12 protein-coding genes are annotated in these 19,912 nt (G+C 67.2%); 7 read left to right on the forward strand and 5 right to left on the reverse strand.

Annotation, left to right across the window (positions count from 1 at the left end; translation table 11 throughout):
- Positions 1-385 precede the first annotated feature (385 nt).
- From ABZV38_RS28815 to ABZV38_RS28845, 7 genes are all read left to right on the forward strand, one after another.
- The gene (locus ABZV38_RS28815) at positions 386-868 is read left to right on the forward strand and encodes a hypothetical protein (protein ID WP_356331361.1); all 483 of its coding nucleotides are present in this window, start codon (positions 386-388) and stop codon (positions 866-868) included.
- Between the two features lie 159 nt (positions 869-1,027).
- Entirely contained in the window at positions 1,028-1,546 is a 519-nt protein-coding gene (locus ABZV38_RS28820; protein ID WP_356331362.1) for a hypothetical protein, read from the forward strand.
- Between the two features lie 197 nt (positions 1,547-1,743).
- On the forward strand, positions 1,744-2,724 hold the full coding sequence (locus ABZV38_RS28825) for an SEC-C metal-binding domain-containing protein (RefSeq protein ID WP_356331363.1): 981 nt from the start codon (positions 1,744-1,746) through the stop codon (positions 2,722-2,724).
- A 194-nt stretch (positions 2,725-2,918) separates the two neighbouring features.
- The gene (locus tag ABZV38_RS28830; RefSeq protein ID WP_356331364.1) at positions 2,919-3,059 is read left to right on the forward strand and encodes a hypothetical protein; all 141 of its coding nucleotides are present in this window, start codon (positions 2,919-2,921) and stop codon (positions 3,057-3,059) included.
- A 158-nt stretch (positions 3,060-3,217) separates the two neighbouring features.
- Positions 3,218-6,331, forward strand: coding sequence for a DEAD/DEAH box helicase family protein (locus ABZV38_RS28835; RefSeq protein ID WP_356331366.1), 3,114 nt, complete (start codon positions 3,218-3,220; stop codon positions 6,329-6,331).
- Positions 6,332-6,769: 438 nt separating this feature from the next.
- On the forward strand, positions 6,770-8,833 hold the full coding sequence (locus ABZV38_RS28840; RefSeq protein WP_356331367.1) for a tetratricopeptide repeat protein: 2,064 nt from the start codon (positions 6,770-6,772) through the stop codon (positions 8,831-8,833).
- A gap of 524 nt (positions 8,834-9,357) precedes the next feature.
- On the forward strand, positions 9,358-10,941 hold the full coding sequence (locus tag ABZV38_RS28845; protein ID WP_356331368.1) for a serine/threonine-protein kinase: 1,584 nt from the start codon (positions 9,358-9,360) through the stop codon (positions 10,939-10,941).
- 140 nt (positions 10,942-11,081) lie between these two features.
- On the opposite strand, the gene ABZV38_RS28850 is transcribed toward ABZV38_RS28845, so the two are convergent.
- The 5 genes from ABZV38_RS28850 to ABZV38_RS28870 all read right to left on the reverse strand — a co-directional run bounded on the left by ABZV38_RS28850 (position 11,082) and on the right by ABZV38_RS28870 (position 19,820).
- Positions 11,082-11,285 carry a cold shock domain-containing protein gene (locus tag ABZV38_RS28850; RefSeq protein ID WP_030213732.1) on the reverse strand — a complete coding sequence of 68 codons (204 nt, stop codon included), beginning with the start codon at positions 11,283-11,285 and terminating at the stop codon, positions 11,082-11,084.
- A 559-nt stretch (positions 11,286-11,844) separates the two neighbouring features.
- Positions 11,845-14,886, reverse strand: a complete 3,042-nt coding sequence (locus tag ABZV38_RS28855) for an N-6 DNA methylase (RefSeq protein WP_356331369.1) — start codon at positions 14,884-14,886, stop codon at positions 11,845-11,847.
- 39 nt (positions 14,887-14,925) lie between these two features.
- A complete protein-coding gene (locus ABZV38_RS28860) occupies positions 14,926-15,612 on the reverse strand; it encodes an RloB family protein (RefSeq protein ID WP_356331370.1) in 687 nt (228 codons plus the stop codon).
- Between the two features lie 68 nt (positions 15,613-15,680).
- Positions 15,681-16,934, reverse strand: coding sequence for an ATP-binding protein (locus ABZV38_RS28865; protein ID WP_356331371.1), 1,254 nt, complete (start codon positions 16,932-16,934; stop codon positions 15,681-15,683).
- A 618-nt stretch (positions 16,935-17,552) separates the two neighbouring features.
- Positions 17,553-19,820 carry a Helicase associated domain protein gene (locus ABZV38_RS28870; RefSeq protein WP_356331372.1) on the reverse strand — a complete coding sequence of 756 codons (2,268 nt, stop codon included), beginning with the start codon at positions 19,818-19,820 and terminating at the stop codon, positions 17,553-17,555.
- Positions 19,821-19,912: the final 92 nt, after the last annotated feature.

Here is a 19,912-nt window from a genome sequence, read left to right on the forward strand (position 1 = left end):
CAGACGCGTATCAGGCAGGAGGCAGGCCTGGAAGCACCATCCCTGTGTATGCAGCGAGCACGCTTCCCAGCGCGCCGCTGACGACAGGGGAGTTGAGGATGCCGATGATGGAGCCGCCCCAGCGCTGGAGCCTTCCGGGGCGGGAGAGCCGTTGGCGGCCTCGGTTTCCAGGCGCGCGGCCGCTCCAGCAGCAAACCAGGCTCTGCCATCATCGCGCAGCCCGCCCTGACGCCGCTGCGCGTCATCCTGTGCGGTCGTTGCTTACCAGGCAGACGCATTGCCGGCCGTGTCGGTACCTTTCGATACTGTCCCTGCCGTGGCTGTCCCTCCGTGCTCTGCGACGAGCTGTGGGTCGACGGCAGGGTCCGCCTGAGGGGAATCTTCGATGCATGCCGGATCTGGTAACAGGGGCAGCGACCGGGACTGGTCGTTCAGATACGCGGATCCGTACGGGGGGTTCAACCCGTACGGATGGAGCGATGCCGATCAGGCACGGTTCGCCGCCGTGTGGACCAGGGATGGTGATGATCTGGTCGATGCCCTGATCGAGACGTACGGGGCAATGTGGCCCTGGGTATGTCCGCGGCGTCTTCTCACGCGCCTGCCGGCGCTCGCGGAGAGCCTGCATGATCTTGCTCGCCGGAAGCTGATCGGGCAGGGGCACACCTACCGGGACCGGTCGGACGCCGTGTACGACCACGCCGCCATGTACGGTCCCTTCCACGCCGCGCGTGCCCGGCGGTCCTGGCCGGATGCGCCGCCGCAGACCTGTCCCCTGTGCACAGCCGTCTTCACTGCCGGACAGCTCAATCCGTGGATCGTCCGCCAGTTCGGGCCTGCACGCTGGTGCAAGCAGTGCTGCATCTAAGCCCGCAATGGCCACGGGCGTGCTGTGACGCCGCGCGCGGGCCGCCAGGCGCTGACCGCTCTCTCGACGAGCATGGGCGCCGCGCCCCCACAGGATTTCTGCCAGTGTCCCGTTCCTCTCGACCTTCCGGCCGAACAGCGAGACGCCATCGTTGGGGCCATGGCCGCGTGTCCGCCGGCCGCGACCCTCCGCGGCCTGCTGGGTGCCGGCAGCTGGATCGAGGTCCTGCGCACGACGGGCATCGTCTCCGATGCCTGGCGCCCGGCCCGCGGAACCTACTGCATCGCCGCGGACGGCCATCCATGCCGGTCCCTAGCCGAGCGCACCATCGACGACTGGCTCAGCCGTCACGGCGTCGAGCACCAGATCGAACCGGTCTGGCCGCCTCACCCAGAGCTCAACGTGCACGGCCGCCGCAGCGCCGACTGGCGACTGCCCGACGGCACCTACGTCGAATACGCGGGCCTGACCAGCGACGACTACCTCGCGAAGATCCAGGCCAAGCAACAACTCGCCCAGCACACCGGCATCAAGCTCATCGTCCTCACCCCACCCGATCTGGCGGACCTGACCGAGGTGCTCGGAGCGTGGAGCAGTCAAATCCGTGCCCAGGCACTGCCCTGGCGAGCAAGAGCCAGAGGGTATGGACCCGCGGCTTCGGATGAGTCGGCAACCTGAAGCCCCCACTGACCGCCAAGTGGCAATCTCTTGGTCTGTTGTCCCAGGGGTAGTTGGCCGGGGTTCTTGGTCAATGCTCTGTCTGAGAGGGTGACGGAGCATTATGGTGATTTTCCGGTTGTAGAGGGCTGATGTCCGGGGTGTGAGCATGCCGGATGCAGTGGGGGGTTGGGATGAGGCATACACCGCAGAACACGGTGGCGCTGCCGCGCCGTATGAAACATCTGGCAGTGGAGAGCCGCGGCTATCCGGTGATTGCGACGGTGGAGCGGAGTGCTCGGGGCGTGGACTTCGGTTCGATCAACGAGCGGCGGAAGCTGGCCCTGGCTACGTTCGACTGGTGCGCTGTGTGCGGTCTGCCGTTTGGTGACGAGCTGCGCTGGCAGATGGTGTTCCAGGAGGAAAGCCCGTTGGCTAAGGCTGTCTCGGGTGAGGCGCCGGTGCATGAGGTGTGCGCCCTGTATGCGGCGCAGGTATGCCCGTACCTGTTCTCTCCCCACTCCCGGATGGGGGATGAGTTCCGCAAAGGGGCGGTGCGGGACGTAGTGGTGCGGTTCGTGGGTTTTGAGTCCACTAAGGCAGTGATCGCCCACGAATCAGAGCTGCAGCGCGGCATCCACACTCTGCATTTCGAGCATCACGGGCATGCGGATGAATTCTCCTATCACTCTCCCGACGAGATCCAGGAGAGGTTCTCCGATGCACTGGCGCGTGAGCAGGATCTGCCGGTCACTGATGCGGAGAGCGTGTTGATCCGTCTGTTCAATCGGCTCGACGACGGAGGTGAGGGAGACGTGGTCACCGGCGCGGCACTGGTCGCGGGTGCCGCCTTCGCCAAGGATGTCTTCAAGGTGCAGGGGATGAAGACCTTCGTCGGCAAGCACTACCCGGCTGTGGCTGGGCTGATGCTGAAGGGCAGTGAGGAGGAGATCCTCGAGTTCTCGCGTGGGTCGCGAGACGAAGCGTTCGGCGCAGTGGGCCCCTGGGTTCTTGAGCGTGCTGGTGATTTTCCGCTGCCTCTTCAGCGGTGGCGGGCCCGCGGCGGGAGTGTGGTGGGTCGTAGCGAGCCACGTCGGCCGGCAGGCCCGGGGCGCAGTGTCTCCAAGAATGCGGCGTGCCCTTGTGGGTCGGGTCGCAAAGCGCGCCGGTGCCATCCCGCAGGGATCCCCGTCGGCTGATCGCAGGCTGTCCGCGTCGAGCTGGCTGCGGGTGCTGTCAGGCAGTGTGGGTCGAGGCGATGTTGTCGGCCTTGACGGGCCTGGCCGCCTCGACACCAGCCGCGCGGATCCTTTGCACGAAGCGCTGCCGGAGCGCCGTGACGACTGCGTCTGGAGCACCTGCTTGGACTGCCTCTTCCAGGACACAACGTGCTGTGGCTCTGCGAGACAAGTACAGCGGCGACGATGTGGCCGGTGTGGACGGTCCCGTTCCCGGCAGCCTGCAGCTGGAGCGCTGGTACTGGGACTTCGGCAACGTCCCCTCACGGTCTTTGCGGCGTGGTTACCGCTGTTGACGGCCACAGCGCGGCCGGATAAGCACGCTGATCGCCGCCACAGGGCGTGTTTTCCCCTTCTTCTTCCGTCGACGACGGCACCCGCACAGAAAGCAATGTCCATGCCACTGAGTACCCCGCCCGTGTGGGCCGAAGGATCCAGGATCGGGAAGAACAAGGTGGGGCAGCTGCTGGTTCCAGGCGGGCAACTGCAGGTCACGGAAGCGGACGGCACGGTGCTGGTGAGCAACGCATTCGGCACCTGGCCGGCCACCCGCATCTCTGGTACGGGCGAGCCGCTCACAGCGCTACTTCCCGAAGGGGCTACAAGCAGCGAAGTCACTTGGCAGGGAAGCCGGATACCCTCGGAGCCGGCCGCAGTCCTGGAGTCCTATCAGGGCGCCATCGGCTTCCGCCCGCACACGGAACCGCACAGCCTGCGCCGCCCGCAGATCGGAGCCCTGCACGCTGTCATGGGGCATTGGGCCTCAGGTCTGCCCGAGCCGGGCATTGTCGTCATGCCGACTGGCACCGGCAAGACTGAGACCATGCTGGCGCTCCTCGTGGCCAGCAGGCCCGAACGCCTCCTGGTACTGGTTCCCAGCGCCGCGCTGCGGGATCAGATCGCTAGGAAATTCGAGACCCTGGGAATCCTGCAGCAGGAACAGATCGTCGCTCCGACAGCGCTGCGTCCTTGCGTCGGCCGCCTGGAGCAGAGTTTCAAGGACGTAGCAGAGGCCGTCCGTTTCGCGCAGGCGTGCAACGTCATCGTGGCGACCCCGAACGTCCTCAACGCCTGCATGCCTCCGGTGCGGGCGGCGCTGTTGTCGTCGTTCTCCCACCTGATCGTCGACGAGGCTCACCATGCTCCCGCAGTCACGTGGGCCAGTGTCATCGAGGGGTTCTCGGACCGGCCGGTCCTGCTGTTCACCGCCACACCGTTCCGCGAGGATGGCCGCAGCCTGCCGGGCCGCATCGTCTTCCGGTTCCCCCTGCGCGAAGCCCAGCGGGACAGCTACTACACGCCTATCACCTATCGCGCCGTGTTCGGATCACAGGACACCGACGAAGAACTGGCCCGGCTCGCCGTGGAACAGCTGCGGAAGGACCTCGCGGCCGGGCACGACCACCTGGTGATGGCTCGCGCCGACACCATCCCTAAAGCCGAGGAGATCGCAGAGATCTACCAGCGTCTCGCCCCGGAGTTCGCTCCCTTGGCTGTGCACCAGAACCTCGGCGTCACACGCCGCAAGGCCGCGGTGGCAGCACTCAAGGACCGCGGCTGTCGCATTATCGTCTGCGTCGACATGCTCGGCGAGGGGTTCGACGAACCCGCGCTGAAGATCGCCGCCCTGCATGCGGCGAAGAAGAGCTTGAGCCCGATGATCCAGTTCATCGGCCGATTCACACGCTCTGCGGCGGGCCTGGGCCATGCCACTGTGTTCGTCTCCCAGGAGTCCCCCAGCAGCGCCTCGCCCCTGCGCCAGCTTCTGCGGGAGGACGCGGACTGGAACCTGCTGCTGCGCGACATCACCGATAAAGCCACGTCTGACGCCGAAGAGACCAGCGCGTTCGACGCAACGTTCTCGGGCGCGCCCGCGGAAGTCGCGGCGAGTGTCCTGGAGCCGAAGATGAGTGCCGTCGCCTACCGTGCGCCTTCAGGTGACTGGACGCCGGAAAATGCACTGGCCCTCTCCCGCCGTAACGAGACCGTTCTCGACGACACCGTCGCCCTGGGCGGCGGTGACACGTCTGTCGCCTGGTGCGTCGTAGAGCGCCGCACCCCGGTCCGCTGGGGTGCGCCCCAGGCGTTGGAACAGGTCGTGTACGAGCTGATCCTCCTGTACTTCGACAAGGACCGGCGACTGTTGTACATCCACGGTTCGGAGAAGTCCGGCAATTACAAGGACCTGGCCGAGGCGGTGCTGGGCGAGGGCGGCGAGCTGGTGGACGGGGCGTGCACCTACCGGGTGCTGGCCAAGGTGGATCGGCTGACTCCCACCAACGTGGGGCTGAAGGATGCCCGTGATCACTTCACCAGGTTCTCCTTGCACGTCGGCAGCGACGTTTCCCAGGGGTTCGATAGCGCTCAGGAACACAAGAGCCAGACCCACATCGCCGCATCCGGCTTCGACGACGGTGAGAGTGTGACCATCAGCGCTGCGTCCTCTGGGCGGTTCTGGTCGCCCACCACGGCTCCGAGCCTGAAGGCATGGACGGACTGGTGCGACAGGCAGGGGACCAAGCTCCTGGACGCTGGTATCGATCTGGAAAGGGTCTTCGACGGGTTCATCATCCCGCAGGACGTGGCGAAGCGTCCGGACTATGTGCTGCTCGGAGTGGGGTGGCCCTGGGAGGTCTACCTCGGCTCACGGAGCCGCCTCATCGTCAATTTCGGCGGCCGGCGCTACCCCCTGACCGATGTCGACTTCGAAGTCGACGACTACTCGCCCGCCGGGCCTTTCCGCTTCTCGCTGGTCACCAGTGCGTGGCGTGTGCCTTATGAGGCGGACTACGGTGACAAGGGCCTCGTGTACCGTCCTCTGGCCGAGGACGTCGTCGTCATGAGCAGTGGACCGAGGGCCGAGCCGAGACCGCTCGAGGAGTGGCTGAACACTCACAAGCCCGATCTGTTCCTGGAAGGCGACCGTCAAATCGACTCCGCAGGTCGGTTGATCAACCCTGGCTACGAGCGGCGGCCCTTCGATGCGGCCCTGCTCCAACCACTGGACTGGCAGGGGGTGGACTTCCGCAAGGAGTCACAGAGGGCTGAGCGTCGCACCGACTCCATCCAGTTCTACATGTCAGCCCACCTGCGGGCCACCGGATCCTTCGATGTCCTCATTGACGACGACGGCAGCGGCGAGGCAGCGGACCTTGTCGGACTCAAGATCGACGGTGGGCATCTCGTGGTGACGCTCGTGCACTGCAAGTACTCCAAAGCCACGGCAGGGAAGCGGGTCGAGGACCTCTACGAGGTGTGCGGTCAGGCTGTGCGCGGCGCCAAATGGAGACGAGGTGACGTCCTGCCGCTGCTAGAGCATCTGCACTCCCGTGCGAAGAGATACACCGAGCGCAACGGTGCTTCTCCTTATGAAGTCGGCGCTTCCAAGGATCTGTTCGCCATCCGTGATCAGGCTCGTATGCTCCGGCTGCGTTTCCACACGATCATCGCCCAGCCCGGCTTGTCCGCCGGTGAGGTCACCGACGAACAGCTCTATCTCCTGGCCGGCGCGGAGAAGTACGTCCGGCAGGTTACCGCCGGAGAGTTCACCGTCTGCTGCAGCCGGTAAAGGGAGAAAACGCCGAGGGCCAAGGGCAGTTGCGCCCGTGCCCAGACAGACGGGCGCTTCGCCGTGCGCACAGGGCGGCGCTCCAGCCGTGATCTTCGGGCCGACGGAGCAAGGCCAAAGGCGGGGTGCGGCACCCCTCACACGCCGGGTCCCGGCCTGCCGAGCTTGTGCACGAAGGGCCAGTCGGTGGTAGGATGAGCAGCTCGGCAAGCACTGACCGCGCTCCGAATTTCGGTCGCCTTGGTCGCATACTGGTAGGCCCCACCGGGCCCGCTGCCCTGGGTTGGATTCGATTTTGGTCGTGTATCGGCAGTCCCCTCGACAGAGCCGACGCGGTGGTGAGAATGGAAGACCACGTCACGCAATGGGGGCAGCGTGTCAGCGTATCTTCGGCACGTCGGCGGTCGGTCTCGGGGCTGGCTGACGTACCTGACAGCTGTGGGGGTCGGCGGCTCCGCCCTGGCTCTCGCAGCCACGTGGACGTCCGGTCCGCTGGCCACCGGCATCGGTGCGGCCGTCACGACCGTCTACACGCTTGTTACCGACCGCGTGCGGCCGCAGCACACCAACCCGAATGATGCGGCACTCTTACGGAATGCGTCGGGCAGCGTTCCCAGGGTTGACCAGTTGGACCGTCCTGAACTGGCTGGTGTCCACCCCGCGGACGGACACCGTAATCACCGGTTGGCGCCGCCCTATGTGGAACGCGATGCCGAGCCCTTGCTGCGGCAGGCAGTGGAAGAGAGCGGTTTCGTACTCATAGTCGGTGAGTCGACTGCCGGCAAGACCCGTCTGGCGTATGAGGTTGCGCGGTCCCGTTTCCCTCGCCATGCGTTCGTGCGTCCCATGGATGGGACAGCACTCGCCCATGCCATTGGGATTGCCCGGCGGCGACGCCGCGCTCTCCTGTGGCTGGACGATCTCGAGAACTATCTGGGTGCCGACGGGGTGACCGCGTCCGCGCTGACGGAGCTGCTTCAGGGCCGGCCCGGCCGTGTCGTAGTACTGGCGACGATGCGGTCGGAGGAATTCCGCCGCTACGACGCCCGGGAGGAGAGCAGGCTGACAGGGTCGGACCGGGACGCCTGGCGGGTTCAGCGGGAAGTGCTGCATATGGCCGTGAAGATTCGTCTGGAACGCCACTGGTCCAGGGCCGAACAGCAGCGTGCTGCCGCGCACCGGGGGGATCCGCGGATCCGGCTGGCTTTGGACAGCTGCGACCGGTTTGGACTCGCGGAAGTGGTCGCAGCAGGGCCGGAGTTGTTGGCGGCGTGGGAGAACGCCTGGGCACCGGGAGCCAATCCGCGGGGCGCGGCCATAGTCGCGGCAGCCGTCGACTGCCGCCGGTCGGGACTACGGCGGTCGGCGAGCAGGCAGTGGCTCCAAGATTTCCATCTGCCCTATCTCGCTGAGCGTGGAGGGCCGGACTTGCAGCCCGAGCCTTTTGCCGAGGCGATGCAGTGGGCATGCAAGGCCGCCTACGCCACGAGCGGACTCCTGATCGGGAACTACAGTCAGGGGTATGTCGCCTTCGACTACCTGCTGAACGCACCAAGGCTGCCTGCGGTGCCGGACCATCTGTGGGAGGCGCTTCTGTCCCGTGTCGAGCCCGCTGATGCTTACGACATGGGGCTTCTCGCCCAGCAGGCAAGTCAGCTGTCGCGGGCGACCGCGGCTCTCGAGCGGGCCCGCGCGGGGGGTGTTGCGGGAGCAGATTTTCTGCTGGCGATAGCGGTCGGCGACTGTGGTCGGCCGCGGCAGGCGGTCAGGGATCTCCAAAGCATCGTACGGTGCAGACGGGCCGAGCTCGGCCCGCGTCACCCCGATACGCTGGCTTCCTTCCATCAATGGGCGTTCTTCACGGGAGAAGCCGGCGATGCGCAGGCAGCTTCGACCGCATTTGGTGAGCTGGTTGTCGAGGCCACCGCGGCTCTGGGTCCCGAGCACACCGACACGTTCGCCGCTCGGCACCAGCAGGCCTATTTCACCGGGGAAGCAGGGGATACTCATTCGGCCGTCCAGCAGCTGAGTGTCCTCCTGGATGACCGAATACGGCTGGAAGGGCCCGATCACCCGCAAGTGCTCGCTGTCCGGCGGAGCCTTATCTGGTTCTCCGGCCTGCGCGGCGATCTCGCGGATACCGAACGGCAGTTGCGGCAGCTTCTGGCGGACGCCCAGCGAACTTTGGGGCCGGATGATCCTCACGTGCTCGCCATCCGCAGTACCCAGGCGGACTTCGCCGCCCGGGCGGGCCGGACCCGCGAAGCGACCACGGTATTCACGCAGCTGGTGGCCGAACGCAGCCGCGTCCTCGGGCACGACCACCCTCATGCCATTCACACCCGCCTGCAACGAGCTCAGGGGCTGGTGACCGCGGGTCGCAGTGAGCAGGCACGGGAAGAGCTGGCGCAGATCGTCGACGACGCGCAGCGTGTCCTCGAGCCCGAGCACCGCCATCTCGTCCTCGCGCGCGGCATGCTCAACCAACTGCAGCTGCCATGAGGCGCTGGCTCCTCCTGATCAGGTCCTGGCAGCACGTTCACCTACGGTGCGCGTTCGAGCGGTGATGCGGCTCGGTGGGAGCGGCAGTGTGCGAAGTGCCCGCAGACGAACCGGGCGGCGAGCGAGGACGAAAGGCCGCGCAAATCACGCAGGTGGAGGGAACGTAGGCGATCGACGGTCCATGGCGTCGGGGCCAGCGCAGCGAGACGTACCCGCCATGAGCTGAGGAGGGTTTCGTTCGCGCCTTGGGTTCCTTCCGCAACGGTCGGCCCTGGAGGGGAACTTCATACCCCTAGGGCAGGCACTGACAACCAGGATAGAAGAGGAGAAAACCCACGGGTGAGCTGGTAGAAGAGGGCAATCCGATGGTGCGCAACAGGCTGCACGGGGCGATGTGATGCGGGAGCTGGGCGGATCGACCTCGTCGGCAGCAGGGGCAGCCTTACGGCAGCGAGACCAGGGCCCGATAGCATGCGTCGCCGGCCCGGTCGCTTCGTGCCGCTGATCACGTTAGAGGAGCTTTTGTGTCCAGCCGCCTTCAGCCGGCTCAGCCTGGCGACCCCCGCCGTATAGGCCCCTACCGTGTCGTCGGCCGGCTCGGGGCAGGCGGTATGGGGACGGTATATGCCGCGCTCGATACCTCTGGGGTGCGGATCGCTGTGAAGGTCGTGCATCCAGCGCATGCTGCGGACGACGAGTTCCGGGCCCGGTTCCGCCGGGAGGTGCGGCTTTCCAGACAGGTGACGGGCCCCTGCCTGGTGCCGGTGCTCGATGCCGATACCGACAGTCCTGTTCCGTGGCTCGCTACGGCGTTCGTTCCTGGTCCTACCCTCGACCGGTTCTTGGCTGCGAGCGGCGCGCTGTCCGGGGCGCGGCTGTGCGCGCTCGCTGCGGGGACCGCAGCCGCGCTCGCCGCGGTGCATGACGCAGGCATCGTCCACCGGGATGTCAAACCGCAGAACGTCATCCTCGCGTCTCGCGGCCCGCGGGTACTGGACTTCGGGATCGCTCACGCCCTGGACGGCACCTCCGTGACGCGCACAGGGGTGCTGACCGGCACGCCCGGCTGGATCAGCCCCGAGCACTACCGCACCGGTGCGGTCGGGCCGGAAGGAGACGTCTTCGCCTGGGGCGCCCTGATAGCCAATGCCGCGACCGGCCGCCTGCCGTTCGGCGCGGGCGCCTCCGATGCGGTGGCCTTCCGCATCATGTCCGCCGAACCGGACCTGCTCGGCGTGCCCGGCGATCTGCTGCCTCTGGTTGAGCAGGCGCTGTCCAAGGATCCCGGCGACCGGCCGACCGCGGCCGAACTCAGCCGCGGCTGCGCAAGGCTGCTCACTGCCCAGGCCACGGCCGCCGTGCCTCGTTCTGAGGAGCAGCCGACTCTTGTGGCCGACCTGGTGAGCCTCCACTGGGAGCTGCCGCACGAGGACCCTGGGTGGGCTGTCGCCCCGCGGGGGCGGCGGCGTGTGAGGCTGTATGTCTCTGTTGTTGCAGCCGCGCTTGTCGTGGGCGGCATCGGCGGAGCAGTCGCTGCCTCATCCGCCTCCCATCCTGAACAGAGACCGGAAGGCGCGCCAAGCAGTGAGCCGACGGCTGCGGCCTCCAGCGCCGGGACCGCGACGGTGCCGAGCCATAGCGGGGAACCGGTCGGCTCCTCGCTTCGCCCCTCCCCCGACGCAACCTCAGCGGTTTCCGCCGAGGCACGGACGCCGTCCTCGCCCCCGCAGCCTCCCTCGTTCGCCTATCTCCCGGACCAGATGGACTGCAGGCCACAGAAGCAGGCCGAGATCGACGGGGCATGGCAGTACGTTGCCCCGGGTGAGGTCCGGGCCGGAGACGCTGTGGAACTCTCTCTGCGCAACAAGTACGGCAACTTCGATCCCGTGCAAGCCGAAATGCCGGTGCTGGCCAGGGTGTACATGCCCGACGGCACCTCACGGCTGGCGCGATCAGACGTGCGCTCCGACACTTCCGCCGACGTGACGTGGCCGGGAGACTTTTCCGGCGCTGCTGCTCTCTATCCGGCAGGTACGTACACCGTTGTCTGGTCGGTCGGCGACGGCTCGAACAGCTTCATCGCCTGTACAGGGTTCACCGCGCACTGACAACGAGGCTGCGCCCGCTGGTGCGTGAATCGACCTTCGCTGTTCGAGGTCGCTGGCGTAGCACGAGTGGTCACGACATGCCGACGGCGCCCGTGCACGGTGCGGGCGCCGAGGGAAGGAAAATGAGCGGGGCCGGAGACTCAGCCGCGGACGATGTTCTCCGCCTGCGGCCCCTTCTGGCCCTGCGTGATGTCGAATGTCACGGCTTCGCCCTCGGTCAGCTCGCGGTATCCGTTGCCCGAGATGTTGGAGTAGTGCGCGAAGACATCCGGTCCGCCTCCGTCCTGGGCGATGAAACCAAAGCCCTTCTCAGAGTTGAACCACTTCACGGTGCCGCTGGCCATGCTCGTCCCCCTGGTCAAATTCTGCAGCGGCCCTGGGTCGGACCGCTGCAGCGCCCTTCCTCGGGCGCCCACTCCCGTCCTCCCCCAGCCCACCCCCACCTACACTCACCAATCCGATCTTGTTACAGCAACCCTCGACAGCTCGCAGACCGGTGGCTTTCTGCCCGCTGCACGGCCTGGATCTGGGCACCGCCAGCTCGAGGAACGCAACCGGTACACCCGCAGCCGCTGATTGCGCTGCTCAGGACGTAGGCCTACAGCTGCTCGACCGGGTGGCCTGCATCCACTAGGCGCAGGACCAGGGCATCGGGGTCGATCCACGCCGCTCCCCGCGTTGGCCACGCCCAGTCGACGAGTCGAGCCCGTCCCCGCGTGATCAGGACGTTGTCCGGGGCGAAGTCGGTGTGCAGCAGCGGGTCGCCCGCGAAGTGGTGCAGTGTGCCCGGTGGCGCGTAGTTGGCCCATCGGTCGGCAGCATGTCCATGTCCCGCATCCCCTTTGATCAGCTTCCCGCCGACCCGGATGCCATCCTGCCTGATCGAAGATCTCGCCCGCGCCCTCAGCCCCCGCTGCCGAAAAGGGCCGCCGTGAGCGCCGCCCGGATCAGGCTCACCTTGGCCAGCTGGATCATACGGTCGGCCCGTTCCTCGGCGAGCTTGCCGATCTCGCTGACCATGCGGAGTTGATCCTTCGGGCTTGGCAGGTCGATGTCCACGTTGAGGAGATCCCGATGGGGATGGGCCGACCAGGACAGCGATTGGAGCGATCGGCGCACCTGGGGGTGCTGGAGCCATGCCTCCAGGTAGTCGGGCACGATTCGTTCCGTATCGGGGACAAGGCGTGTGACGGTGTCCGAGAAGGTTGCTTCGGCGAGCTCACCCCTCCATACGGCCACTCTGAGAGGCGACGGGTCTTCGCGGGGGCGAATCCGGCTCACGAGCACATCTCCAGTGCGCAACCGAGGTGTTGTGTGGCCTCGCTCCGTGGCGTACCGGAGGTCAGCCAGATCGAGGCCGCCGTCGGTCAGGTTGCGCGGGGCCACCACGGGGATCCCGCGCTCGTCCGTACTGAGCGGCCCTGTCACGCCGTACGCGGAGTTTCGCAGGACTTCCCCCAGGGAGAGCCGGTCCGAGCCCAGATCGTGGTTAGCCGTGGAGTCCAGGGCGGACAGAAGCACGAAGTGCTGCTTGATTTCGAGCTTCGCGTCTACCGCCTCGATGAGTTTCTCAGCGTCGATGACGTTGAACAGCAGTGCCGCCTGCTCATCCCGCTCCCCGCGGCTGCCGCGCGCCGACCATGGGGTCTGGCGCAGGGCGCGTGAGGTTTCGGCGGCCCCGGGGAGCCGGTCCTCGACCTCTCGGAAGGAGAGGCCGTACTTCACCTCCCAGTCCTCGTACGTGCGCACCAACTCGGCCCGACTTCTGGCTATTTGCTTCTCCAAGCGCCCGGCTAGGTCGCTGTGGAGAACGGCCAGTACCACGGCACGCAGCCCGTCGGCGTCCAGTTCGCTCCGTGCCGCTGCGACCGAGAACCCCGCTTCCAGGTTCCGGATTCTCGCCCGGACCATTCGGCGTGCCATCTTGAACTCTTCTCGCACGGCCTCCTCCTCGGCCGTGGCATCCGAGTCGGAATCCGGATCCTCTGGCCCCAACTCCTTGTATTGTTCGTCCAGATCGGCCTGCGTAGCCCGCTCCTCGGCCAACTCTGCGAGAAAGTCCGGCCGTAGTGCCGCAATCACCGGGTGCCGGTAGGCGGCCTCACGCTCGGCGGCATTCGGCCGGCTGCCGCGATGCGGGTGATCGGTCCGGCTCAGCAACGCCTCGACATCGTCGCACCAGCCGTCGACGACCGCTGCAAAGCCGTTCGCTGCGAGGGACTGGAGCGTGCTCTCACTGTCCTGCCACCATCCGGCGACCGCACCGCCAAGCCCGTGCGCATCCAGCAGGTCGACGGCGAGCATCGGCTGTTGTAGGGCCTGCGTCAGCTCGTCCCGGAGCGATGCGAGGGGGCGGGAATCGCGCGGTTCGTTGTCGTGGGAGAGGTGGGCCGTGATGCGTTCAGTTGCTGCCTGCCAGCCCTCCTCGTACGCCGTCCAAAGCTCCTGCTCTCGCGCGCGGGCCACCGCCGTCAGCGAAGCCGCGTCCGGGCGCTCACCCCGGGGAAGGAAGTCCATATAGCCGGGGCTGCCCGCCCGAGTCAGAAAGAGATTGCCCGGCTCCAGGCCGTATGCGGCTAGCAGTGGCAGCTTTGGGGTGATCTCGTCGACAGGCATGCCGCCTTTGAGGTGGGCCTGAAGGTCCTGTCGTTCGGCCTGAGGCGCACCCATCACGTACCGGTGGACGGTGAGATTGTCAGCGCTCTCGGCCAAGATCTCGCGCGGAACGATCCGGGAGAAGCCGGGGATCTCCTGGCGGCTGTGGAAGGTGGCGGCGATCTTCTGCACGTGCTCAGGCAGCAGAACGTTCTGTGCTCGGCCCCGTTGGTATTCACGGTCGGCGTTGATGAACTGGACGGTGCCCCGGCGCTCGGGGTCTCGCTGTCCGGCCGCTCGGAGCACGATCAGGCTCGTGGGGATGCCGGTCCCATGGAACAGATTTGGTGCGAGGCCGATCACGGCCTCGATCAGGTCGGCATCCAGCAGCCGGCTGCGGATCAGCTGTTCCTGTCCGCCCCGGAACAGCGCTCCCATCGGCAAGACGGAAATGACAGAGCCGTTGCGCCCGCGTGCCATGTCCAGCATGTGCTGGAGGAACATCAGGTCGGCCTTGCCCCGCTCGGACGTCCGCCCGTACGGCATCCGCTGCTCGATGCGTGGTACCTCGTCGAGCCGGTAGTCCATGGCGAAAGGCGGATTGCTCAGCACCAGGTCGAAGCCGCCGTCGGCGTCCATGGGCCGGGTGAGGCAATCTGTCGGCTCCAGCCTGAAATGTTCCACCCCGTGCGCCAGCATGTTCGCGGCGGCGCTCGACCACGCGCTGCCGTTCACGTCCTGCCCGGCGAGTGTCAGATCATGGGGGGCGCCGCCGTGATCCTCGACGTACTTCGCGGCAGCGACGAGCATGCCGCCCGTACCAACACACGGGTCGTAGACCCGCATACCGGGCTGCGGCTGGGCCAGTTCCGCCATCAGCCTGACGACGGCACGCGGGGTGAAGAACTCGCCGCTCTTGCGACCCGCCGCGTCGGCGAACTGCTGGAGCAGGTACTCGTACGCATCGCCCAGCATGCCGGGGTAGGCGAGGTCCTCGTCGCGCAGCCGGACCCGGCCGAAGTGGTCGATGAGGCCGATGAGCCTGCGGTCGTCCGCGGCGGAGAAGTGGACGTGGGCATACAGGTAGCGCAGCTGTTCATGACCTGGGCGGTTCCCCAACGCGTCTAGTGCCTTGGGGAGTTGTTCGCCCGGACTACCAAACTCAGAATCGCTAAGCCGCTCCCAGCGGGCTCTCTCCGGGAGCGGGCCCCCAGGCTCGTCGTTGGCCCGCTTCAGATACAGCAAAGCGGCGAGAATGTCCTTGTACTCCGCCGCATCCATCCTGCCCCGAAGGATGTCGGCCGCCGCCCAGAGATGGCGTTCCAACTGTGCGAGCGTCAACCTGGCCACGTACTGCCCTTCCGATCAAGCTCTGGTGCGGTCAGTGATCTAGTACTTGCAGACTCCGAGCCCGTCTTCGACGAAGCGGTGCACGTCGGTGTGCGGATCCCAGCGTTCCGGATCGAGGCCGGGCTGCTTCCCACCGAGCCTGGTCGCGTACCGCTTGGCCTGCTCGAACCGGTTCTGTTCAGGGACAGCTGCCGCGAACTGGTCGGGCTTTACACGCTTCGCCTCCTGGGCGGAGACGGAACCGCCGCGCCCGCCATACGTTGCCGCGAACCCGGGCTGCTTCTTCAGCAGCGCCGCCGCGTCCCCGCAGACACCACCGAACCCGCCCGTGTAGTTCTGGTAGTGGAGCAGCCGCCACAGCTCGAAACAGGGGTGGGAGTAGGCGATGTTGACGCCCGCGTTCCGCGCCTGCGCGAAGGCGGGGCCGATGTCCTTGTGCTCGTCACGGTCGAAGAAGCACCACACCTGGGGCCAGTTCCAGTCCCTCTCCGGTTCCTTTTTCAGTCCGGCCTGCCGCGCGGCGTTCTCCACCCGGACGAGACAGTCGACGGCGTCCTCCACCAGCGGGAGCGGCTTGCGCCGCTTGGACGGTGCGCGGATGTTCTCATAGTGGATCTGGAAGGGCTGACCGGAGACCGCGAGCTCCCCGTGGTCGTGTACGAAATCGATGTATTCCGGCTCGGTGACTTCGCCCTCCGTGAAGATGTACACCTCTCGGGGGCGCACACGGGTCGACGGCTTCCGCGCGCGGCCCAGGTTGTCCCTCCCCCTGTCCCGCCCCTTTCCCCTCGCCATTAGGACCGCTCCGCCTCCCTTACCGGTTCGGTCAGCAACTGCCGACCGATCTGCCCCTCTGTCATCCTCGGCACGGCTCCGAATGCACCCGCTAGATAGGAGTCCGTGAGGTCCTCCTGTGCACCGGGCTCCGCATCGCTCAGCGGATAGAGCTCGGTGGCGCCCCGCTCGTCCTTTTCCGTGAGCCAGATCTGCCCCGGCTCCAGGAGTCGGCCACCCCGGGGGGTGCTGAGCAGGGACGGGTCGTGCGAGGTGAAGACGAGCTGTGCGCCCTCGTGGTTCGACCAGGGTGCCTGGAAGAGGCGTACGACCTCGGCGGCGAAGCGTGGATGCAGGCTGGCGTCCAGCTCGTCGATCAACAGGACCGCGCCGTCGTCCAGAGCTCGCAAGAGCGGTCCGATGAGCGCGAACCACGAACGCGTACCGAAGGACTCCCGCTGCCAGTCGAGCGCCACCGGTGTGTCGCCGCCGCCCTCGTGCAGGAGGCGGACCCGCGGCTGTTCCCCGAGCCGCTGCTCGACCTCGGCACCGCTGATCCCTAGATCCGCGACACGCAGCAACCCAACGATTCGGTCCTTGAACCGCTCGTCGAGCAGATGCTCGGCCGTGTAGCCCTCGCGTTCCAGGCGCTCCAGCTCCGGGTTGATGTCCCAGAGATTCTGCTTGAACCAGTCGTAGATCTGCGTGAGTTGCGGATGATTATCGTTCGCAGCGCGGGAGAGCAGGAGCGCGTCGGGGCGGGTCGCACGCGCCAGTAGCGCGCGGTCCTGGATGCGCTCACCCGGGAACTTGAAGATGTCCTTGCGGGCGGTGTCCCGGTCGAGCCAGACCTGCCGTTGACCCTTGGGGTAGGCGTGCAACCATTCCGATTCGACGCGCTCGTCGCTCAGTTCGAAGCCGTAGGTCCAGCGGACCCGGTCCGCCAGAACGAAATCGGCCTCGTAGAAGGTGGTCTCGACGGCAGCCTTCGGGTCGAGAAAAAACTCGTCCCGAACAATGCCCTGGCGAGACGTCCACTGTGCGTACGAACCGAGGACCGCTTCCCGCATCTTCTTGAGCGCCGCGATCACATTCGACTTGCCCGAGGCATTCGCGCCGAAGATACCCACCAACGGATAGACCTGGAGGGTCTTCCCGTCCGAGAGCCCAAGCGTGCGAGCAGCATCGGACTCCTCGTCCGATGGCACGATGAAGGATAGTTCCTGTTCGTCACGCAGCGACCGAACATTCGACGCACGGAATCTCAGCAGCATGCCGTGCTCCTTCCGGCGCGCGCAGTCGCACACAGTCGTGATCATGCAGTCGGATACAGAGTATCCAGGTGGGGGCCAGGGTGCATGCGTTCTCGGGCCATGGGACGAGGCCGCCGTTCACGGCACCGCGTGAGTCGAAGGAACCGTGTCCGGATGCCATCCGGACTGACCGAGGATCTCACCCGCACCCTCCATAGCTCGAAGCTCCCGCTGACTAAGACGCTTTGGCCGGATCTGCGGAGGTGACGACACTGCTGGACGCGTTGATGCTCGTACCCGATCCGCGCCGCAAGCAGGGCTGCCGTTACTCGTTCACCGGCTGTGGCGGTCATGTGCGGTGCCCGCTCGCTCGCCGCAATCGTGCGGTGGCCCCCGGCACCGGGCTCGGCAGCCTGCTGATCCTCTTACTCGTTCTCGCCGCGCTGTCGGCAGGAGAGGGCCGGAGCGCCCCTGCGGAGCGCTCCGGCCCGGTCGCCGTGTTCCCCGCCACTAGGCCAGCGCTCACAGGTAGCGCAGCAGATCCGTCACCCCGGTGGCGAGGCGTCGAGACGCCTTAATGCTGCTGCGAGGATCGGTCGGCAGACCCGAAACAGGGTCCAAGCCCCCTATCCGCCGCCCCTACCAGCGCATGTCGAGAGCGTCGAGCGCGCGGATCTGGTCGGCGGGCAGGCTGTCCTTGCGGCGGCGGGTGTTGCTGATCCACTGTCCGAGGCGTACGGATTCGCCGTCGAGGTGCTCGACGTGGCGCTGGGGAACGTCGAGGTGTCCTTCCCGGTGGTGAAAGGCTCGGGCGGCGGCCAGGTGCTGCTCCCGGCTGCGAGCGGCTGGCTTCCGTGTGCCCGAGGGCGGCTTGGTGCTCTGGATCACGCCGAGGCCTGCCAGGAGGGTCTGCTGGGTGGGGTGCAGGCGTTCGGGGTGGAGGCGCTGGTTGTGCAGCCACTCCCCCAGGCGCCACCCGTCGTCCGTGATGTAGTCCCGGGGCACGTCGGTCAGGCGGTGGTCGGCGCTGAGATGTCTACGGGCAGCGTGATAGGCGCGGTGCCATGTCAGGGGCCAGGGCGGGTTCCAATGCCGGTCGAGGTCTTGGAGGGCCTGGGCGCGGGCCGGGGCGAGGTCGTCGGCTCGTTTGCGTTGGGTGGCGAGCCAGCGGCCGAGGGCGAAGCCGTCCTGGTGGTGGTCGACGGGGACAGCGAGGTGGCCGTGGTGGTGGGCGTAGGCGGTGGCGTGAGTGAGGCCGCGGTCAAAGGCGTGCTGCTGGGGGTTCCAAATGATGTCGAGGCGCTCGAGGGCTTGGGTGCGGGCGGGGTCAAGGGCGCCGGTGGTGTGGAGGTGGCGTTGCCAGGTGAGCCAGCGGCCCAGTGGGTAGGCGGTCGGGTCCTCGTAGGTTTGAGGGACGTCGAGGTGGTGGTGGGTGTGGTGGTAGCGGCGGGCTGCGGTGAGGCCGCGGCGCCATTCGGCGCTTTTGGGGTTGAGGACGCGCAGGGTGAGGGCGAGGGCGACTTCTTCGGCCTGGGTGGGGCGCTCGAAGTGGAGCCAGGCGCCGGGGTCGTCGGTGCCGAGGGTGGGGCGGTGGGTGCGGGGGTCGGCGAGGCGTGCGGTGAGGCGTTCGTCGTGGGCGCGTAGGGCCTGGACGGTGCGCCACAGGGGGGTGTAGGCGTCGGCGCCGAGGAGGTCGTCGGGGTCTTCGTCGGGGGTGAGGTAGACGGGGACGATCAGGGTGGCTTTTTTGCCGGCGCCGGGGGTTTGTCGTAGGGCGCGGCCGACTGCTTGGACGGTGTCGACGGGGCTGTTTTTGGGGTCGGCGAAGACGACGGCGTCGATGGTGGGGACGTCGATGCCTTCGCCCAGGACGCGGGCGTTGGCGAGGACTGCGGGCTGTTTGGGGTGGGTGTGGGTGGCGAATTCGAGGAGGATGCGGCGGCGGGTTCGGGGCGGGTGGGTGCCGCTGATCCATTGTGACCACAGGCCTGGTGGCTGGAGGTCAACTGGGAGGGTGGCGGCGGTGTCGGGGAGGGTGGTGGCGAAGGCGCGGGCGTCGGCGACGCGGTGGTGGAAGGTCAGGACGCGGCGTAGTTGGTGGTCGTGGATGGCTCTGAGGACGGCGACTTGGTGGCCGGCCAGGCGTAGTCCGTCGGCGCCGGAGCGGGGGGCGGTGGCGAGCCAGTCGCGCAGGTCGGTGTCTTGGATGACGGGGACGAGGATCTGGTAGTCGGCGAGGAGGCCGAGGTCGATGGCGTCGGAGAGGGTCAGGCGCCAGGCGACGGGGCCGAAGAGGGTTTCGTCGTCCATGGAGGCGACGGGGGTGTCGCTGTGGTCGGTGTCGGGGTCCCAGATGCGGGGGGTCGCGGTGAGGTAGAGGCGACGGTTGGCCGGGATCTGGTCGTCGTGGTGGATGCCTGCCCAGGCTTTGCCGAGGCGGCCGGCGGTGCGGTGGGCTTCGTCGATGACGACGAGGTCCCAGGGGGGCAGGTGGTGGTCGCGGTGGGCGGTGATGAGGGTGGGCAGGGAGGCGTAGGTTGCGTACACGGTCATGGGCCCTGTGTGGGTGGTGAGTTCGGCCAGCTCAGCTGGTTTCGTCGTCATCGGGATGTCGCCGGCCGAGGGGTGGTCCAGGGCCTGGCGTGCCGAACAGGCGGCTACCGTCGGTCCTTTGCGGCCGGCGGCGTGCCAGGACCGCACTGTCTGGGACAGCAGGTCCAGGGTTGGTACCAGCACCAGGACCCGGCCGTGGGGTGCGACGCGGGCCGTGGTGCGGGCGGCGATCAGTGTTTTCCCGGTGCCGCACGCCGCGATGACACTCGCCCGGGGGTGGGTGCGCAGCGTTTTAACCGCGGCGGTGACGGCTTCCTTCTGATGGGGGCGGAGCTCGATGTCGGCGGTCGGCATGCTCTCCTGGCCGGTTCTTGGTCGGGTCGGTGTTGTTTTGCGCGCCGCGGATGCGGCGGCCGGCGGGGGGAGGGCGTGCTGGTTGGTGCTCC

Source organism: Streptomyces sp. NPDC005181 (assembly GCF_040608395.1).
Classification (GTDB): domain Bacteria; phylum Actinomycetota; class Actinomycetes; order Streptomycetales; family Streptomycetaceae; genus Streptomyces.